This window comes from Streptomyces sp. NPDC054847 (assembly GCF_053610925.1).
This window is the reverse complement of the sequence record NZ_JBSGZJ010000129.1, coordinates 1-16,369: the sequence shown is the minus strand read 5'-3', so window position 1 is coordinate 16,369 and position 16,369 is coordinate 1. Positions and strand designations below refer to the sequence as shown.

Annotated in this window: 15 protein-coding genes; 12 read left to right on the top strand and 3 right to left on the bottom strand. The window is 72.3% G+C overall.

Going from position 1 to position 16,369, the window contains the following annotated elements; all coding sequences use genetic code 11:
• The first annotated feature begins 183 nt into the window (after positions 1-183).
• Both ACWGH4_RS15785 and ACWGH4_RS15780 read left to right on the top strand, forming a co-directional pair.
• Positions 184-1,260, top strand: coding sequence for a nitronate monooxygenase (locus ACWGH4_RS15785; protein ID WP_453460633.1), 1,077 nt, complete (start codon positions 184-186; stop codon positions 1,258-1,260).
• Positions 1,260-2,003, top strand: a complete 744-nt coding sequence (locus ACWGH4_RS15780) for a 16S rRNA (uracil(1498)-N(3))-methyltransferase (protein ID WP_453460630.1) — start codon at positions 1,260-1,262, stop codon at positions 2,001-2,003. Before ACWGH4_RS15785 ends, ACWGH4_RS15780 begins: the two co-directional genes overlap by 1 nt.
• Positions 2,004-2,310: 307 nt before the next feature.
• On the opposite strand, the gene ACWGH4_RS15775 is transcribed toward ACWGH4_RS15780, so the two are convergent.
• Positions 2,311-2,712, bottom strand: coding sequence for a hypothetical protein (locus ACWGH4_RS15775; protein WP_453460627.1), 402 nt, complete (start codon positions 2,710-2,712; stop codon positions 2,311-2,313).
• A gap of 74 nt (positions 2,713-2,786) precedes the next feature.
• On the opposite strand from ACWGH4_RS15775, the gene ACWGH4_RS15770 reads away from it, so the two are divergent.
• The 4 genes from ACWGH4_RS15770 to ACWGH4_RS15755 all read left to right on the top strand — a co-directional run bounded on the left by ACWGH4_RS15770 (position 2,787) and on the right by ACWGH4_RS15755 (position 7,980).
• Positions 2,787-3,314, top strand: a complete 528-nt coding sequence (locus ACWGH4_RS15770) for a hypothetical protein (protein WP_453460624.1) — start codon at positions 2,787-2,789, stop codon at positions 3,312-3,314.
• Between the two features lie 46 nt (positions 3,315-3,360).
• On the top strand, positions 3,361-6,564 hold the full coding sequence (locus tag ACWGH4_RS15765) for a S41 family peptidase (RefSeq protein ID WP_453460621.1): 3,204 nt from the start codon (positions 3,361-3,363) through the stop codon (positions 6,562-6,564).
• 133 nt (positions 6,565-6,697) lie between these two features.
• Positions 6,698-7,057, top strand: a complete 360-nt coding sequence (locus ACWGH4_RS15760; protein ID WP_453460618.1) for a histidine triad nucleotide-binding protein — start codon at positions 6,698-6,700, stop codon at positions 7,055-7,057.
• A 14-nt stretch (positions 7,058-7,071) separates the two neighbouring features.
• Entirely contained in the window at positions 7,072-7,980 is a 909-nt protein-coding gene (locus tag ACWGH4_RS15755; protein WP_453460615.1) for a ribonuclease Z, read from the top strand.
• Between the two features lie 54 nt (positions 7,981-8,034).
• On the opposite strand, the gene ACWGH4_RS15750 is transcribed toward ACWGH4_RS15755, so the two are convergent.
• Positions 8,035-9,333, bottom strand: a complete 1,299-nt coding sequence (locus ACWGH4_RS15750) for a YncE family protein (protein ID WP_453460612.1) — start codon at positions 9,331-9,333, stop codon at positions 8,035-8,037.
• A 154-nt stretch (positions 9,334-9,487) separates the two neighbouring features.
• Between ACWGH4_RS15750 and ACWGH4_RS15745 the strand changes: the two genes are divergently transcribed.
• Entirely contained in the window at positions 9,488-10,153 is a 666-nt protein-coding gene (locus tag ACWGH4_RS15745) for a TetR/AcrR family transcriptional regulator (protein WP_453460609.1), read from the top strand.
• Between the two features lie 102 nt (positions 10,154-10,255).
• On the opposite strand, the gene ACWGH4_RS15740 is transcribed toward ACWGH4_RS15745, so the two are convergent.
• Positions 10,256-11,554 carry a glucarate dehydratase family protein gene (locus ACWGH4_RS15740; RefSeq protein ID WP_453460606.1) on the bottom strand — a complete coding sequence of 433 codons (1,299 nt, stop codon included), beginning with the start codon at positions 11,552-11,554 and terminating at the stop codon, positions 10,256-10,258.
• A 205-nt stretch (positions 11,555-11,759) separates the two neighbouring features.
• Between ACWGH4_RS15740 and ACWGH4_RS15735 the strand changes: the two genes are divergently transcribed.
• From ACWGH4_RS15735 to ACWGH4_RS15715, 5 genes are all read left to right on the top strand, one after another.
• Entirely contained in the window at positions 11,760-12,893 is a 1,134-nt protein-coding gene (locus tag ACWGH4_RS15735) for a carbohydrate kinase family protein (protein ID WP_453460603.1), read from the top strand.
• Between the two features lie 190 nt (positions 12,894-13,083).
• Positions 13,084-14,100: a PhoH family protein gene (locus tag ACWGH4_RS15730; RefSeq protein ID WP_441262930.1), complete on the top strand. Its 1,017-nt coding sequence runs from the start codon at positions 13,084-13,086 to the stop codon at positions 14,098-14,100.
• 12 nt (positions 14,101-14,112) lie between these two features.
• Positions 14,113-14,610 carry an rRNA maturation RNase YbeY gene (gene ybeY, locus ACWGH4_RS15725; protein ID WP_360038459.1) on the top strand — a complete coding sequence of 166 codons (498 nt, stop codon included), beginning with the start codon at positions 14,113-14,115 and terminating at the stop codon, positions 14,608-14,610.
• Positions 14,607-15,911, top strand: coding sequence for a hemolysin family protein (locus ACWGH4_RS15720; RefSeq protein WP_453460598.1), 1,305 nt, complete (start codon positions 14,607-14,609; stop codon positions 15,909-15,911). The genes ybeY and ACWGH4_RS15720 overlap by 4 nt, the downstream gene beginning before the upstream one ends.
• Complete coding sequence (locus ACWGH4_RS15715) at positions 15,908-16,264, top strand: MmcQ/YjbR family DNA-binding protein (protein WP_453460595.1); 357 nt, start codon at positions 15,908-15,910, stop codon at positions 16,262-16,264. Before ACWGH4_RS15720 ends, ACWGH4_RS15715 begins: the two co-directional genes overlap by 4 nt.
• Positions 16,265-16,369 lie beyond the last annotated feature (105 nt).

Below are 16,369 nucleotides of genomic sequence, written 5' to 3'. Positions count from 1 at the left end.
GGGTCCGGGGGCAGAGCCCCCGAAACACCGCGCGCAGCCCGGTGCCCGGCCCGGGCGGAGCACGGTTTCGGGAAGTGGGCCCCCACGGCCGCCAGGCCGTAGGGGAGGGGAACACGCCCCGCAGGGGCCGCTGCGCGGAATGGGGGATTCGGACCCGTCGCGGGGACGTGGCACGATGCCTGCATGTCGTCATCCGCGCTGGTCGGCCTCTGCCGTCATCCGATCGTGCAGGCACCCATGGCCGGCGGCGCTTCCTGTCCGCAGCTGGTCGCCGCCGTGTCGGAGACCGGTGGGCTGGGCTTCCTGGCCGCCGGATACAAGACGGCGGACGGGATGTACGAAGAGGTCAAGCAGGTCCGCGGGCTGACCGCGCGGCCCTTCGGCGTCAACCTGTTCATGCCGCAGCCCGGCAACGCCGACCCCGCCGCCGTCGGCGTCTACCGGGACCAGCTCGCCGGTGAGTCCGCCTGGTACGAGACGCCGCTCGGTGATCCCGACAGGGGACGGGACGACGGCTACGACGCTAAGCTCGCGATCCTGCTCGACGACCCCGTCCCGGTCGTCTCGTTCACCTTCGGCTGTCCCTCGCGCAGCGTCGTCGAGTCGTTCAGCAAGGCGGGCACCTTCACGATCGTGACCGTCACCACGCCTGAGGAGGCGCAGGCGGCCCAGTGGGCCGGTGCCGACGCGGTGTGCGTGCAGGGCGTCGAGGCCGGCGGCCATCAGGGCACGCACCGGGACGACCCCGCGACCGACGGGTCCGGTTACGGACTGCTCACGCTTCTCGCACTGGTGAAGGAGACCGTACAGATGCCCGTCATCGCCGCCGGCGGACTGATGCGCGGCAGTCAGATCGCCGCGGTCCTGGCGGCCGGGGCGGACGCCGCCCAGCTCGGTACCGCGTTCCTGGTGTGCCCCGAGTCGGGGGCGCACCCGGTGCACAAGCAGGCCATGACCAACCCGCTGTTCGTACGCACCGAACTGACCCGGGCCTTCTCCGGGCGGCCCGCGCGGGGCCTCGTGAACAGGTTCATGCGGGAGCACGGTCCGTACGCGCCGGCCGCGTACCCCGAGGTGCACCATCTGACGAGCGGGCTGCGCAAGGCCGCCGCGAAGGCGGGCGACGCGCAGGGCATGTCGCTGTGGGCGGGCCAGGGGCACCGGCTGGCGCGCGAGATGCCCGCCGCCCAACTCGTGGGGGTGCTCGCCTCCGAGGCCGACTCCGCGCGGGCCGCGCTGTCGCTCGGCGGTGGTGTGTGATGACCGCTCCCGTCTTCCTCGTCGAATCGCTCGCAGGCGTCGCGCCCGGCGCGGCCGTCGTCCTGGACGGCCCGGAAGGGCGGCACGCCGTCTCCGTGCGCCGGCTCCAGCCGGGCGAGGACATCGTCCTCACGGACGGCGGCGGCCGCGGAGCGTCGGGCACCGTCGTCTCCACCGAGGGCAAGGACCGTCTGACGGTCGAGGTGCGCGAGTGTCCCGAGGAGCCGCAGCCGACGCCCCGCATCACCGTCGTGCAGGCGCTGCCCAAGGGTGACCGCGGCGAACTCGCCGTGGAGACCATGACCGAGACCGGTGTGGACGCGCTCGTGCCGTGGTCGGCGGCGCGCTGCATCACCCAGTGGAAGGGCGAACGCGGCGCGAAGTCGCTCGCCAAGTGGCGGGCGACGGCCCGTGAGGCGGGCAAGCAGTCGCGCAGGCTCCGCTTCCCGGAGGTCGCGGAGCCGGCAACGAGCAAGCAGGTCGCGGCACTTCTGGCGGACGCGGACTTCGCCGCGGTGCTCCACGAGGAGGGCGCCATGCCGCTCGCCACGGCGGAACTCCCCACGGAGGGCTCGATCGTGCTCGTGGTCGGCCCCGAGGGCGGGGTGTCCCCGCAGGAGCTCGACCTGTTCGCGGAGGCGGGCGCCAGGCCGTACCGGCTGGGTCGCAGCGTGCTGCGTACATCCACGGCCGGCACGGCGGCGACGGCGCTCCTGCTGGGCCGCACCGGCCGTTGGTCCTGAACGGGCGCGACCCGAGACCCAGCCGCGATGGGCGGCCCCGGGGCCCAGCCTGCCCGTAGGGGCTGCGCGTCGGCCCGACCGGCCGGAACGGGCGGTCCGTCGACTCGGCCCGCCGGTAGGGGTGGCCGGAGACCCAGCCGGCAGGGGCGGCCCGAGACCCAGCCGGTAGGGGCGGTCCCGGGGCGCAGCCTGCCGGAAGACACGGTCCGGGGGCTCAACGGGCCGGCAGGGGCGGCGGTCCGTCGACTCGGCCCGCCCGTTGGGGCGGTCCGTCGGCAACAGGCCTTGCAGGCGCCGGTCCGGAGCCTCAGTCCGCCGGTCCCGCCGGTGCCGCCGGGACGTCGGCGGCCACCGCGTCGAACAGCGGCCACCCGTCGGTCTCGACCGTTCTCGGCGTGTCCGGCAGGAGGCCGCGGGTCGTGGCCGCGTCGAGGAACCTCCGTGCCACGCCCGGCTCGTAGAGATTCAGCCACGTCCCGCCGGAGACCACGGCACCCGCCTCGAAGTATCCGCCCGACACGACCCGGCCGGGACCTTCCCGGAAGACGACCGCCAGCCGCTGCTGCGTCCCCTCGCGCCGCAGCCACAGCGTCGTACGGCAGTCACGGGTTCCGGAGTCGTCCCGCGTGTGCCGGTGCCTCACCGACCACATGTACACGTTGTCCGCGTCCACGACGAGGCGGCGGGCGCGACGGAGCTTCCTGGCCATGGCCCGACCGTACGGGCCGCACCATGGCCGCAACCACTCTTTTACCGGCGGGGCGGTGCTGGCACTCTGGCGTCATGCCCGCCCGGACCAGAGCACGGCGCGCCTTGGCCGCGATCGCCGTCGCAGCAGCGGCAGTTCCCGCCCTCGTGGCCTGTGAGCCCACCGCAGGAGGGCTGAACACCGGTGCCGTGGCCGTCACGACCGACCTGACCGCGACCAGCACGCTCGAGCGGCTCGAGTTCGAGGTCGCCTGGCTCAGCTGCACGGCGAAGGCCGACATCCCTGCCACCGCCTCGCCGGGTTCCACGGCCTCGCCCGGTGCCGGTCCGGGACGTGCCACCGTGGACTGCCAGGGTGAGACCGGATCCGGTCAGGACATCACCGTCACCGGCAAGGTGACCGAGGAACGCGGCGGGAAGTGTGTCCGCGGCGATCTGACCGCCAGGATCGAGAAGAAGATCGTCTTTCAGGCGACCATGCTCGGCGACTGCAGCGCCGCACCGAGCAGTGCGCCGGCCGGCGAGCCTCCCGCTCCCGGGAGGCCGTACCCGACCGTCACGGTCACCGTCACGGAAACGGTGACCGCTCTTCCGGGCAAGTGATCCAAAAACCGCACCCTTGAGGCTCCCACCTGCCTAGGGTGACGGTGTGACGCACCCTGCCTACCTCCGGTATCCGCATCTGCACGGCGAGTTGATCGCCTTCACCGCCGAGGACGACGTCTGGGTCGCGCCGCTCGACGGCGGCCGGGCGTGGCGCGTGAGCGCCGACAACATGCCCGTGAACCACCCCAGGATCTCACCCGACGGCACCCGTATCGCCTGGTCCTCGTACCGCGACGGCACGCCGGAGGTCCACCTGGCGCCCGTCGACGGCGGCCCTTCCGACCGGCTCACCCACTGGGGCAGCGCCAGGACCTCAGTACGGGGCTGGACCCCCGACGGCAGGGTCCTGGCGCTCACCACGCACGGGCAGGCGTCGCTGCGCCGCACCTGGGCGCACGCGGTGCCGCTCGACGGCGGACCCGCCGGAGTCCTCCCGTACGGGCCCGTCGGCGGCGTCGCGTACGGCCCGCGCACCCTGCTGCTGTCGGCCACCATGGGGCGCGAGGCCGCGGCCTGGAAGCGCTACCGCGGCGGCACGGCGGGCAAGTTGTGGATCGAGGGGGAGACCGAGGGCGAGTTCGTACGCCTCCACGAGGACCTCGACGGGAACGTCGAGTACCCCCTGTGGGTGGGCGAGCGGGTCGCGTTCCTCTCCGACCACGAGGGCGTCGGCGCCCTCTACTCGTCCCTGCCCGACGGCTCGGACCTGCGCCGCCACACCGGCCTCGACGGCTTCTACGCCCGCCACGCGGCGACCGACGGCACCCGTGTCGCCTATGCCTGCGCCGGCGAACTGTGGCTGCTCGACGGCCTGGACGGCGAGCAGCCGCGCCGTCTGGACATCCGGCTCGGCGGCCAGCGCACCGATCTCCAGCCACGGCCGATCGACGCCGGCCACCACCTCGGCGCCGCGGACCCGGACCACACCGGCCGCGGCAGCGCCGTGGAGATCCGCGGCGGCATCCACTGGGTCACCCACCGCGGAGGGCCCGCGCGTTCGCTCGCCGTCGAACCGGGCGTACGGGCGAGGCTGCCGCGTACGTTCGGTGTCGACGGCGAGCAGTACGTCGTGTGGGTGACCGACGCGGAGGGCGACGACGCGCTCGAGTTCGCGCCCGCCACCGGTACCGCCCCCGGCGCCACTCCGCGCAGGCTCGCCGCGGGCCGGCTCGGCCGGGTGCTGTCACTCGCCGTCGCCCCCGACGGCAGCCGTGCCGCCGTCGCCTCGCACGACGGCCGGGTACTCCTCGTGGAGCGTGAGACGGGCGAGGTCCGCGAGGTGGACCGCAGCGAGCACGGCGACGCCGACGGCCTCGTCTTCTCGCCCGACTCGGCATGGCTCGCCTGGTCGCACCCCGGCCCGAGCCCGCTGCGGCAGATCAAACTCGCCAACACCGGTGATCTGAGCGTCTCCGAGGCGACACCGCTGCGGTTCGCCGACTTCCAGCCGGCGTTCACCCTCGACGGCAAGCACCTCGCGTTCCTCTCGGAGCGGGCCTTCGACCCCGTCTACGACGCGCACGTCTTCGACCTCGCCTTCGTCGGCGGCTGCCGGCCGCACCTGATCACGCTGGCGGCCACCACACCCTCCCCCTTCGGCCCGCAGCGGCACGGGCGGCCCTTCGAAGCGGACAAGGACGCCTCGTCGGAGACGGACGACGGCTCGGCGCCCGCCACCCGGATCGACCTCGACGGGCTCGCCGACCGCATCGTGCCGTTCCCGGTCGAGGCCGCCAGCTACTCCACCCTGCGCGCGGCCAAGGACGGACTGCTCTGGCTGCGCCACCCGCTGCGCGGCGTCCTCGGCGCAGGCCGCGCCACCGCCGACGACCCGGGGCCGCGGACCACCCTGGAGCGGTACGACCTCGGGCAGCAGCGGGTCGAGGAACTCGCCTCCGACGCCTCCTACTTCCGCGTCAGCGGCGACGGCAAGCGGCTGCTGCTGTACACCGGCGACAAGCTCAAGGTCGTTCCCAGCGACCGCGAGGCCTCGCACGACGACGGGGACAACGACAGCGCCGCGAGCATCACCGTCGACCTGTCCCGGGTGCGCCGCACCGTCGAACCGGCCGCCGAATGGCGGCAGATGTACGACGAGGCCGGGCGACTCATGCGGGACCACTTCTGGCGGCCCGACCTCGGCGGTGTCGACTGGGCGGGCGTCCTCGAGCGCTACCGGCCCGTCCTCGACCGCGTCGCGACCCACGACGACCTCGTCGACCTGCTGTGGGAGGTGCAGGGCGAGCTCGGTACGTCGCACGCGTACGTCGTCCCGCACGGCGACCACGGTGACGCGTCCACCCGGCAGGGCCTGCTCGGCGCGGACATCTCCCGTACCGAGGACGGCACTTGGCGCATCGACCGCATCCTGCCCTCCGAGTCCTCCGACCCCCACGCGCACTCGCCGCTGGCCGCGCCCGGCGTCGCCCTGCGCGCCGGTGACACGCTCCTCGCCGTGGACGGCCGGCCCGTCGACCCGGTCAGGGGCCCCGGGCCGCTGCTCGTCGGCGCGGCCGGCAAGGCCGTCGAACTGACCGTCTCACCGGCGGGCGGCGGCGACCCCCGGCACGCCGTGGTCGTCCCCCTCGCCGACGAGGAACCCCTGCGGTACCACGCGTGGGTCGCCGACCGGCGCGCCTACGTGCACGAGAAGTCCGGCGGCCGCCTGGGCTATCTGCACGTGCCCGACATGCAGGCCCCCGGCTGGGCCCAGATCCACCGCGACCTGCGGGTCGAGGTGGCGAAGGACGGCCTGGTCGTGGACGTGCGGGAGAACCGCGGGGGGCACACCTCACAGCTCGTCGTCGAGAAGCTGGCCCGCCGCATCGTGGGCTGGGACCTGCCGCGCGGCATGCAGCCGTCGAGCTACCCGCTGGACGCGCCGCGGGGCCCGGTCGTCGCCGTGGCCAACGAGTTCTCCGGCTCCGACGGCGACATCGTCAACGCGGCGATCAAGGCGCTGGGCATCGGCCCCGTGGTCGGCACGCGCACCTGGGGCGGCGTCGTGGGCATCGACAGCCGCTACTCCCTCGTCGACGGCACGCTGGTCACCCAGCCGAAGTACGCCTTCTGGCTGGAGGGTTACGGCTGGGACGTGGAGAACCGCGGCGTCGACCCGGACGTCGAGGTCGTCCCCGCCCCGCAGGACCACGCGGCGGGACGCGACCCGCAACTGGACGAGGCGGTGCGTCTTGCGCTGGAGGCACTCGCGTCGACCCCTGCGAAGCAGCCGCCGTCCCTTCCGTAGTCGCTGCCGGGCCCCCGGTCCGCCCTCCGGGCCCCTTGGCCGGAGACGGGCGGGCCGCGCCCGGGCGGTGCCGGAGGCGGCCGGGCCGATAGCATGCCGACGGAAGTGGTCGAGCTCGAGGGAGGACCGGGGAATGGCCGGAGAACCGCAGGCGGACTGTCTGTTCTGCAAGATCGTCTCAGGGGAGGTGCCCGCCACGGTCGTCCGTGAGACGGAGACCACCCTCGCCTTCCGCGACATAAACCCGCAGGCTCCCACGCACGTCCTCGTCATCCCCAAGGCGCACTACGCGGACGCCGCTTCCCTCGCCGTCGGCGCGCCCCAGCTGGCCGCCGACGTGCTGCACGAGGCCGGGCAGGTCGCCGCCGACGAGAAGGCGGACCGGAGCGGCTACCGGATCGTCTTCAACACCGGGTCCGGCGCAGGGCAGACCGTCTTCCACGCCCACGCGCACGTCCTCGGAGGCCGCGGCCTCGAGTGGCCCCCCGGCTAGACGAGGACCGCGCAGTGTCCGTACGCGAACTCGTGGTGCTGGGCACCGCCAGCCAGGTCCCGACCCGGCACCGCAACCACAACGGCTATCTCCTGCGCTGGGACGGCGAGGGACTTCTCTTCGATCCCGGCGAGGGCACCCAGCGGCAGATGCTGCGCGCCGGGGTGTCCGCGCACGACATCAACCGGATCTGTGTCACGCACTTCCACGGTGACCACTCCCTCGGTGTCGCCGGTGTGATCCAGCGGATCAATCTCGACCAGGTGCCGCACCCGGTGTCCGCGCACTACCCGGCGAGCGGGCAGCGGTTCTTCGACCGGCTGCGGTACGCGACGGCGTACCGCGAGACGGTGGAGCTGAAGGAGGTCCCGGTCGCCGCCGACGGCGTCGTCGCGCGGACCGGCGGGTACACGCTCCACGCGCACCGGCTGTCGCACCCCGTCGAGTCGTACGGCTACCGGCTCGTCGAGCCGGACGGCCGCCGGATGCTGCCCGAGAAGCTGGCCGCGCACGGCATCAAGGGCCCGGACGTGGGCCGGCTCCAGCGGGACGGCGAGTTCGGCGGCGTCACGCTCGACGACGTGAGCGAGGTGCGCCGGGGCCAGCGGTTCGCGTTCGTGATGGACACCCGGCTCTGCGACGGCGTGCATGTGCTCGCAGAGGGCTGCGACATGCTCGTCATCGAGTCGACGTTCCTCGACGAGGACGGCCGGCTGGCCGCCGAGCACGGCCATCTGACCGCGGGTCAGGCAGGTGCCGTCGCGCACCGGGGCGGCGTACGCCACCTCGTGCTGACGCACTTCTCGCAGCGCTACACCGACGCCGCCGCCGAGTTCGAGCGGCAGGCCCGGGCGGCGGGTTTCGACGGCGAGGTGACCGTCGCCAGGGACCTGTGGCGCATTCCGGTGCCCAAGCGGTCCTGAGGCGACGGCCCCTCGCGGTCGTCCGCGGCGCGGTTCCTGTTCGCGTGGGCCGGTTCAGCCGGTGGCGGGGCCTGTCCAGCCGGCCGGCACATGGGCGATGCGCACCCGCTGCGGGTGGTCCCCGACGGCGACGGACGCGACCTTCTTCCCGGTGGCGAAGTCGATCGCGGTGACGGAGTCGGAGCCGCTCTCGGAGATGACGCAGGACCTGCCGTCGCCGCTGACGGTCGCCCAGTAGGGCTTGGAGGCGGGTACGGGCGGGCTCTCCCGCAGGGTCGCCCGGTCGACGACGGTGGCGTAGTCGTCCATCGTGCCCGCGACGCACAGCTTGTCGCCGCTGGGGCTCATGGACATGCCGTGGTGGCGTGAGTCGTTGACCCAGGTCGTGCGGTCCTCGCTGGTCGCCGGGTTCTTCGGCAGGGTCTTGACCCTGGTCACGCGGTCCGTGGCCACGTCGTACTCCACGAAGCCGTTGAAGAACGAGACCTGGAAGTAGAGCTTGGACTCGTCAGGGGTGAGGGCGACGGGCCGGACGGAGTCGGAGAGGTCCTCGCGGCCGAAGGCGTCGAGCCGCTCCCGCATGTCGATGACCTTCACCTGCTGATAGGTCCGCGTGTCGACGACGGTGATGCGCCGGTCGCCCTTGGTCCAGTCGAGCCAGGGGGCGTCGAGCGCGGTGTTGACCTCGCCGATGGACATGTTCCAGAGGTACCTGCCGCCGTCGGTGAAGACGTTCTCGTGCGGCTTGTCGCCGGTCTTGAACGACCCGGTCTGCTCGCCGGTCACGATGTCGAGGACGTGCACGGTGTTGGACGTCGAGGCGGAGACGGCGACACGCGTGCCGTCGGGGGAGACGGCCATGTGGTCGGAGCGGAAGCCGGAGACGGGGAACCGCCAGTTGATCTTGCCGGTGGCGAGGTCGATCGAGACGACGTCGGCGAAGCTGGGGCGGGAGACGACCATGGCGGTCCCGTCCGGGGTCGAGTACATGTCGTCGACGAACTGGTCGTGACCCTCCCCCGGGCCCTGGCGGATGCCGAGGAAGAAGGCCAGCTTCAGCGGGTTGAGGTGGATCTCCCGCAGCCGCTCCTCCTTGTCGGGGATCACGTTGACGCGGCCGATCCTCCCGAAGTCGCCCCGGGCCTCGATGACATCGGCGGTGCCGTCCCAGTTGTTGCCGACGAACATCACCTCCCGCAGTCCCGCGGCCTGCTCGCCCGCCGGGCCGGCGACGCCCGCCGGTCCCGAAGTGACCGCCGCCGGAGCCGCGTTCGCAGTCACCGAACCGGTGACGGCCAGGGCCAGGACGGCGACGGCCGCACCCACGGCCCGCCTGGTGCTGGACAGAGACATCGTCGTTCCTTCCATGAAGGGCGGCCCCATGGCGCGGGCGCAGTCTGAAAACGCATCCGTTCAGATTGGGCTACTGGAAAGTAACGAGCCGGTGGCAGGCTTCACAAGACCCCGGACACGTGAAAATGGGTCCGCGACGACGAGGGAGGTGCCAGTGGCGGGCAAGGTCAGACAGCCCACCGGCCGTTACGGAGGCAGGTCGGCGGAGGAACGCCGGGCGGAGCGGCGCAGCCGGTTCCTCGACGCCGGCCTCCAGCTGTTCGGCGACACGCCCGGCTACCGCGGGACGACCGTGGCGGCGCTGAGCGACGCGGCGGGCCTGTCCACCCGTCAGTTCTACGAGGAGTTCCGCAGCCTCGAGGAGGTGCTCGCGGCGCTGCACCTCCAGGTCAACGACTGGGCGGAGGAGGCGGCGCTCGCGGCGCTCGCGGATGCCGCCGACCTGCCGCTGGCGGAGCGGGCGACGGCCGTCTTCCGCGCGTACGCGGCGAACGTGACGGGCGATCCCCGGCGTATCCGGATCACGTTCCTCGAGATCGTCGGGGTCAGCCCGCAGATGGAGCGGCAGCGGCTGGCGCGCCGGTCCCGGTGGGTGGACTTCATCTGCGCGCAGGCCGCGACGGCCGTGGAACGCGGGGAGGCGGATCCGCGCGACTACCGGGTGGCGGCGGCCGCGTTCATCGGCAGCGTCAACGGGCTGCTGCACGACTGGACGGTCGGGTGGGTGGACGCGACGCTCGACGACCTCGTCGACGAACTGGTCCGGATGCTGCTGGGCATCCTGCGTCCGGCCGTGCCGTGGCGGGCGGGGGCTCCGTAGCGTTCCGGCGGCTCCGCGGCGTCCGGCCGTGGCGTGGCGCGGGTCCGTAGCGGCCCGCTGCCCGACGGCCGGCCCGCCACCTGGCAGCGGGCGTGCCCGGGTTCACCAGCGCGGCACCGGCGGTGCGGTCCACCCCGGCTCCGCCACCCGCATCGCCGCCGCGTCGTCCCGATCACGCATGGAGCCGTCGTCGTCCAGCCAGCGCCTGTGCAGCCGGGCCAGCCGCTCCTGGTCGAGCTCGACGCCCAGTCCGGGCAGGTCGCTCACGGCCAGGCGGCCGTCCCGGAAGGTGAGCCGCTCGGTGACGACGTCCTCGGTCTGCCACGGGTAGTGGCTGTCGCAGGCGTGGTCCAGGTTCGGCACGACCGCCGCGACATGCGTCATCGCGGCGAGACTGATGCCGAGATGGGTGTTGGAGTGCATCGACAGCGCCACGCCGAACGTCCGGCAGACCGCGGCCAGTTCCCGGGTCGCCTGGAGCCCGCCCCAGTAGTGATGGTCGGAGAGGACCACCTGCACTGCGCCGCGGGCGAAGGCCTCGGGGATCTCGGCGAAGGTGGTCACGCACATGTTCGTCGCGAGGGGCACGTCCGTGCCGGCGGCCACCTCCGCCATCCGGGCCGTGCCGCTGGCCGGGTCCTCCAGATACTGCAGGACGCCACCGAGCTCCTTCGCGACCTTGAGCGACGTCTCCACCGACCAGGCGCCGTTGGGATCGAGCCGCAGATGCTGCCCCGGGAAGGCCTCCGCGAGCGCCCGGACCGCCGCGATCTCCTGCTCCGGTTCGAAGACGCCGCCCTTGAGCTTGAAGGACGTGAAACCGTGCTCGCGGGCGAAGCGCCGGGCCTGGGCGACGATGCCGGCCGGGTCGAGCGCGGCGCCCCAGTCGTCCGGCTCGCCCGCACCGTCCGGGTGCCGGGCCCAGCGGTAGAACAGGTAGGCGCTGTAGTCGACGGCGTCCCTGACCTTGCCGCCCAAGAGGGCGTGAACGGGCAGCCCGAGCGTCCTGCCGAGTGCGTCGAGGCACGCCACCTCGAAGCCGGACACCACCGACAGACGCAGCTTGTCCGTGGTCTGTACGCCGCGCAGCCCGCCGACGTCCACGGCGTCCGCGCCTGTGGCCTCCGGCGAGTCGCCGCAGACGCGCTCCGCCAGCCGGTGCAGGGCGTTGACGTCGGAGACGGCGTGGCCGGGCAGCGCGTCGGCCAGCGGGGCGGCCAGGTCGAGGTACTTGGTGTCGCCATAGGTCTCGCCGACGCCCGTCACGCCGCCGGCCGTCACGACCTCGACGATCAGCCGCGGGGTGTACGGCTGGTGCACACCCTGGGTGTTCAGCAGGGGAGGGTCGGCGACCAGGATCGGGGTGAGCCGTACCTCGGTGATGGTCAGGTCCTGCCCCATGCTGTCTCTCCAGGGATCGCGTACACAGACATCACGTACATGTATGAGAACAGAGGTTAGGTACGCGAACACCGGAGCGTCAATGGTGCGAAGCCCGCCGGTGAGCGGACCAAGCGCCCGCACGGCCGCGGCACTTCCTTCCGGCCGACTGTCGGTGCCGTCGGGCAGACTGGCTGGAACTGCACCACTTATGGGAGCGCGCACGGTGACCATTCGCAGCGGAGAGCAACTGCCCAGGACGACCTGCCGGAGCGATGTCGCGGGCACCTGCCTCGATCCCCTCGCGGGCCTTCGCGCGCCCGGCGACCCGGACTGCGACGTCTACCTCACCGGCAGCGTCTTCCTCGACATCATCTTCACCGGCCTCGACTCCGCCCCCGTACGCGGCACCGAGTCATGGGCCCGCGGGATGGGATCCAGCCCCGGCGGCGTCGCGAACATGGCCACCGCCCTCGCCCGCCTCGGGCTGCGCACGTCCCTCGCCGCGGCCTTCGGCGACGACCACTACGGCGAGTACTGCTGGGACGCCCTCGAGCAGGGCGAGGGCATCGATCTGGGCCTCTCGCGCACCGTGCCCGGCTGGCACTCCCCGGTCACCGTCTCGATGGCCTACGAGGGCGAACGGACCATGGTGACCCACGGCCACGAGGCCCCGCCCTCCGAGTCGGCCCCCGACTGCCCGCCGCCCGCCCGCGCCGCGGTCGCCTCCCTCACGCCGGGCACCCGCGCGGAGTGGATCGCCCAGGCCGCCCGCAAGGGCACCCGCATCTTCGCCGACGTCGGCTGGGACGAGTCCGGCCGCTGGGACCCGGACGACCTCGCCGACCTGGAGCATTGCGAGGCGTTCCTGCCCAACGCGGCGGAAGCGATGCGCTACACCCGCACCGACTGCCCGCGCGCCGCCGCCCGCGCCCTCACCGACCGGGTACCGCTCGCGGTCGTCACCCTCGGCGCCGAAGGGGCGTACGCGGTCGACGGCGCCACCGGCGAGAGCGCCGAGGTCCCGGCCCTGAGCGTGGAGGCCCTGGACCCGACGGGCGCGGGCGACGTGTTCGTGGCCGGATTCGTCACCGGCACGCTGGCGGGCTGGCCCCTCGCCGACCGCCTCGCGTTCGCCGGCCTGACCGCCGCCCTGTCCGTGCAGGAGTTCGGCGGCTCCCTCTCCGCGCCCGGCTGGTCCGAGGTCGCCGCCTGGTGGCAGCAGGTGCAGGCCACGACCGGCCAGGACCCGGCGGCCCTGAGCCGCTACGGCTTCCTGGAGCGGCTGCTGCCCGCCCCCGCCAGGCCCTGGCCGCTGCGCCGCGCGGTCCCGACGATCGGCTTCGGGCGCTCTGCCTGACGAGCACCTCCGTGCCCGCTCCGCCGCAAAAAGGGCCCCCGCGGGCCCGCAGACGGCGGAGAGCGGCCGGAGCGGGTCCTGTAAAAGCCTTCGGCCTTGTCAGCGGCGCGTCGTACCCTTGGTGTTCCAGAGGTTGTCGAGCAGCGAGAACCCTGCAACGGGAGGTATGTGCAGGCCACAGAGCCGGCCCATGACTCAGACACCGACAGACCAGACCCCCGCGCCGGGCCAGGCGCGAGCCCACTTCACCGTCCCGGCCAAGCACCCGATGGTGACGGTTCTGGGCTCGGGTGACGCCCTGCTGCGCGTGATCGAGAAGGCCTTCCCGGCGGCCGACATCCATGTCCGGGGCAACCAGGTCAGCGCGGTCGGCGACGCGCGGGAAGTCGCTCTGATCCAGCGCCTGTTCGACGAGATGATGCTCGTGCTCCGCACCGGGCAGCCGATGACGGAGGACGCAGTGGAACGCTCGATCGCCATGCTCAGAGCGGCCGAAGAGGGCGTGGGCGGGACGGAGACCCCGGCAGAGGTCCTCACCCAGAACATCGTCTCGAGCCGCGGCCGCACCATCCGCCCGAAGACGCTGAACCAGAAGCACTACGTCGACGCGATCGACAAGCACACGATCGTGTTCGGCATCGGCCCCGCCGGTACCGGCAAGACGTATCTCGCCATGGCCAAGGCCGTCCAGGCGCTGCAGTCCAAGCAGGTCAACCGCATCATCCTGACCCGCCCCGCGGTCGAGGCCGGCGAGCGTCTCGGATTCCTCCCCGGCACGCTGTACGAGAAGATCGACCCGTACCTGCGGCCGCTGTACGACGCACTGCACGACATGCTCGACCCCGACTCCATCCCCCGCCTGATGGCGGCGGGCACGATCGAGGTCGCGCCCCTGGCGTACATGCGTGGACGCACGCTCAACGACGCGTTCATCATCCTGGACGAGGCGCAGAACACGAACCCCGAGCAGATGAAGATGTTCCTCACCAGGCTCGGCTTCGACTCGAAGATCGTGATCACCGGCGACGTCACCCAGATCGACCTTCCTGGCGGGACGAAGAGCGGCCTGCGCCAGGTGCAGGACATCCTGGACGGCGTCCCGGACGTCCACTTCTCGCGGCTCACGTCGCAGGATGTCGTACGGCACAAGCTGGTCGGCCGTATCGTCGACGCGTACGAGAAGTACGACGGCCAAAACGGGAAGTAGTCAACGCGCACCATGTCGATCGACGTCAACAACGAGTCCGGAACCGAGGTCGACGAGCAGGCGATCCTCGACATCGCCCGCTACGCCCTCGCGCGGATGCGTATCCACCCGCTCTCCGAGCTCTCGGTGATCGTCGTGGACGCCGAAGCCATGGAGCAGTTGCACATCCAGTGGATGGACCTGCCGGGTCCGACCGATGTGATGTCCTTCCCGATGGACGAGCTCCGTCCGCCGTCCAAGGACGACGAGGAGCCCCCGCAGGGTCTCCTCGGCGACATCGTGCTCTGTCCCGAGGTGGCGAAGAAGCAGGGCGAAGAGGCGCCGACGCAGCACTCCATGGACGAGGAGCTCCAGCTCCTGACCGTCCACGGGGTGCTGCACCTGCTCGGCTACGACCACGAGGAGCCGGACGAGAAGGCCGAGATGTTCGGTCTCCAGGCCGCGATCGTCGACGGCTGGCGGACGGAGAAGGGCCACACCGGTCCTTCTCCTGCGCCGACCGTCTCATGAGCGGCCAACTGATCGCCGGCGCCGTCGCACTGGTCGTCGTGGCCTGGCTGGCCGCATGCGCGGAGGCGGGCCTCGCCCGCGTCTCCAGCTTCCGCGCGGCCGAGGCCGTCCGGTCCGGCCGCCGCGGAGCGGACAAGCTCGAACAGGTCGCCGCGGACCCCACCCGCTATCTCAACGTCGCCCTGCTGGTGCGGGTGGCGTGCGAGATGGCGGCCGGGGTGCTCGTCACCTACGTGTGCCTCGAGGAGTTCGCGGAGACCTGGTCGGCACTGCTCGTCGCCATCGCCGTGATGGTGCTCGTGAGCTACGTCGCCGTCGGCGTCTCCCCGCGCACCATCGGCCGCCAGCACCCCCTCAACACGGCCACCGTCGCGGCGTACGTGCTGTTGCCGCTGGCCCGGGTGATGGGTCCCGTACCGCAGCTGCTGATCCTCATCGGCAATGCCCTGACCCCCGGAAAGGGCTTCCGCAAGGGGCCGTTCGCGTCCGAGGCCGAACTGCGGGCGATGGTCGACCTGGCGGAGCAGGAGTCGCTGATCGAGGACGACGAGCGCCGCATGGTGCACTCCGTCTTCGAACTCGGCGACACCCTGGTGCGCGAGGTGATGGTGCCGCGCACCGACCTCGTCTCCATCGAGCGCTTCAAGACCGTCCGCCAGGCGCTGACGCTGGCGCTGCGTTCCGGCTTCTCCCGCATCCCCGTCACCGGGGAGAACGAGGACGACATCGTCGGTGTCGTGTACCTCAAGGACCTGGCCCGCAAGACACACATCAATCGCGACTCGGAGGCGGACGTCGTCTCCACGACGATGCGGCCCGCGGTGTTCGTGCCCGACACCAAGAACGCCGGCGACCTGCTCCGCGAGATGCAGCAGAAGCGCAACCACGTCGCCGTCGTGATCGACGAGTACGGCGGCACGGCGGGCATCGTCACCATCGAGGACATCCTCGAGGAGATCGTCGGCGAGATCACCGACGAGTACGACCGCGAGCTGCCGCCCGTCGAGGAGCTCGGCGACGGCTGCTTCCGCGTCACCGCCCGCCTCGACATCGGCGACCTCGGCGAGCTGTACGGCCTCGGGGCCGACGAGCTCGACGACGAGGACGTGGAGACGGTCGGCGGCCTGCTGGCCAAGGCGCTCGGCCGGGTCCCGATCGCCGGTGCCAAGGCGGTCGTGGACCTGCCGGACGGCCGCGCCCTGCGGCTCACCGCGGAGTCCCCCGCCGGCCGCCGGAACAAGATCGTGACGGTGCTCTCCGAGCCGGTGGAACAGGTGACCGAGGAGCGGATGACCGGATGAAGGCACAGCAGCTGAGGGCGTTCTGCCTCGAGTTCAACGCCGCGGTGGAGGAGTTTCCCTTCGGGCCGGAGACCTCTGTCTTCAAGGTGCTCGGCAAGATGTTCGCGCTCAGCGCGCTGGACGCCGCACCGCTCACGGTCAACCTCAAGTGCGACCCGGACCTCGCGGTCCGGCTGCGCGCGGACCACCCGGGCGTGATCGTGCCCGGCTGGCACATGAACAAGCGCCACTGGAACACGGTGACGGTGGGCCGCCTGCCGGACCGGCTGGTCCGGGAGCTGGTGGAGGACTCGTACGACCTGGTGGTGGCGGGGCTGCCACGGGCGGAACGCTTGCGGCTGGACCGGAGGTAGCGGGTCCGCTGCGCGGGGCCGTTTCCCCTACCCGCCCCTTCCCGAACCTGGGGGCTCCGCCCCCGGACCCCCGCGCCTCAATCGCCGGCGGGGCTGATTTCGCGG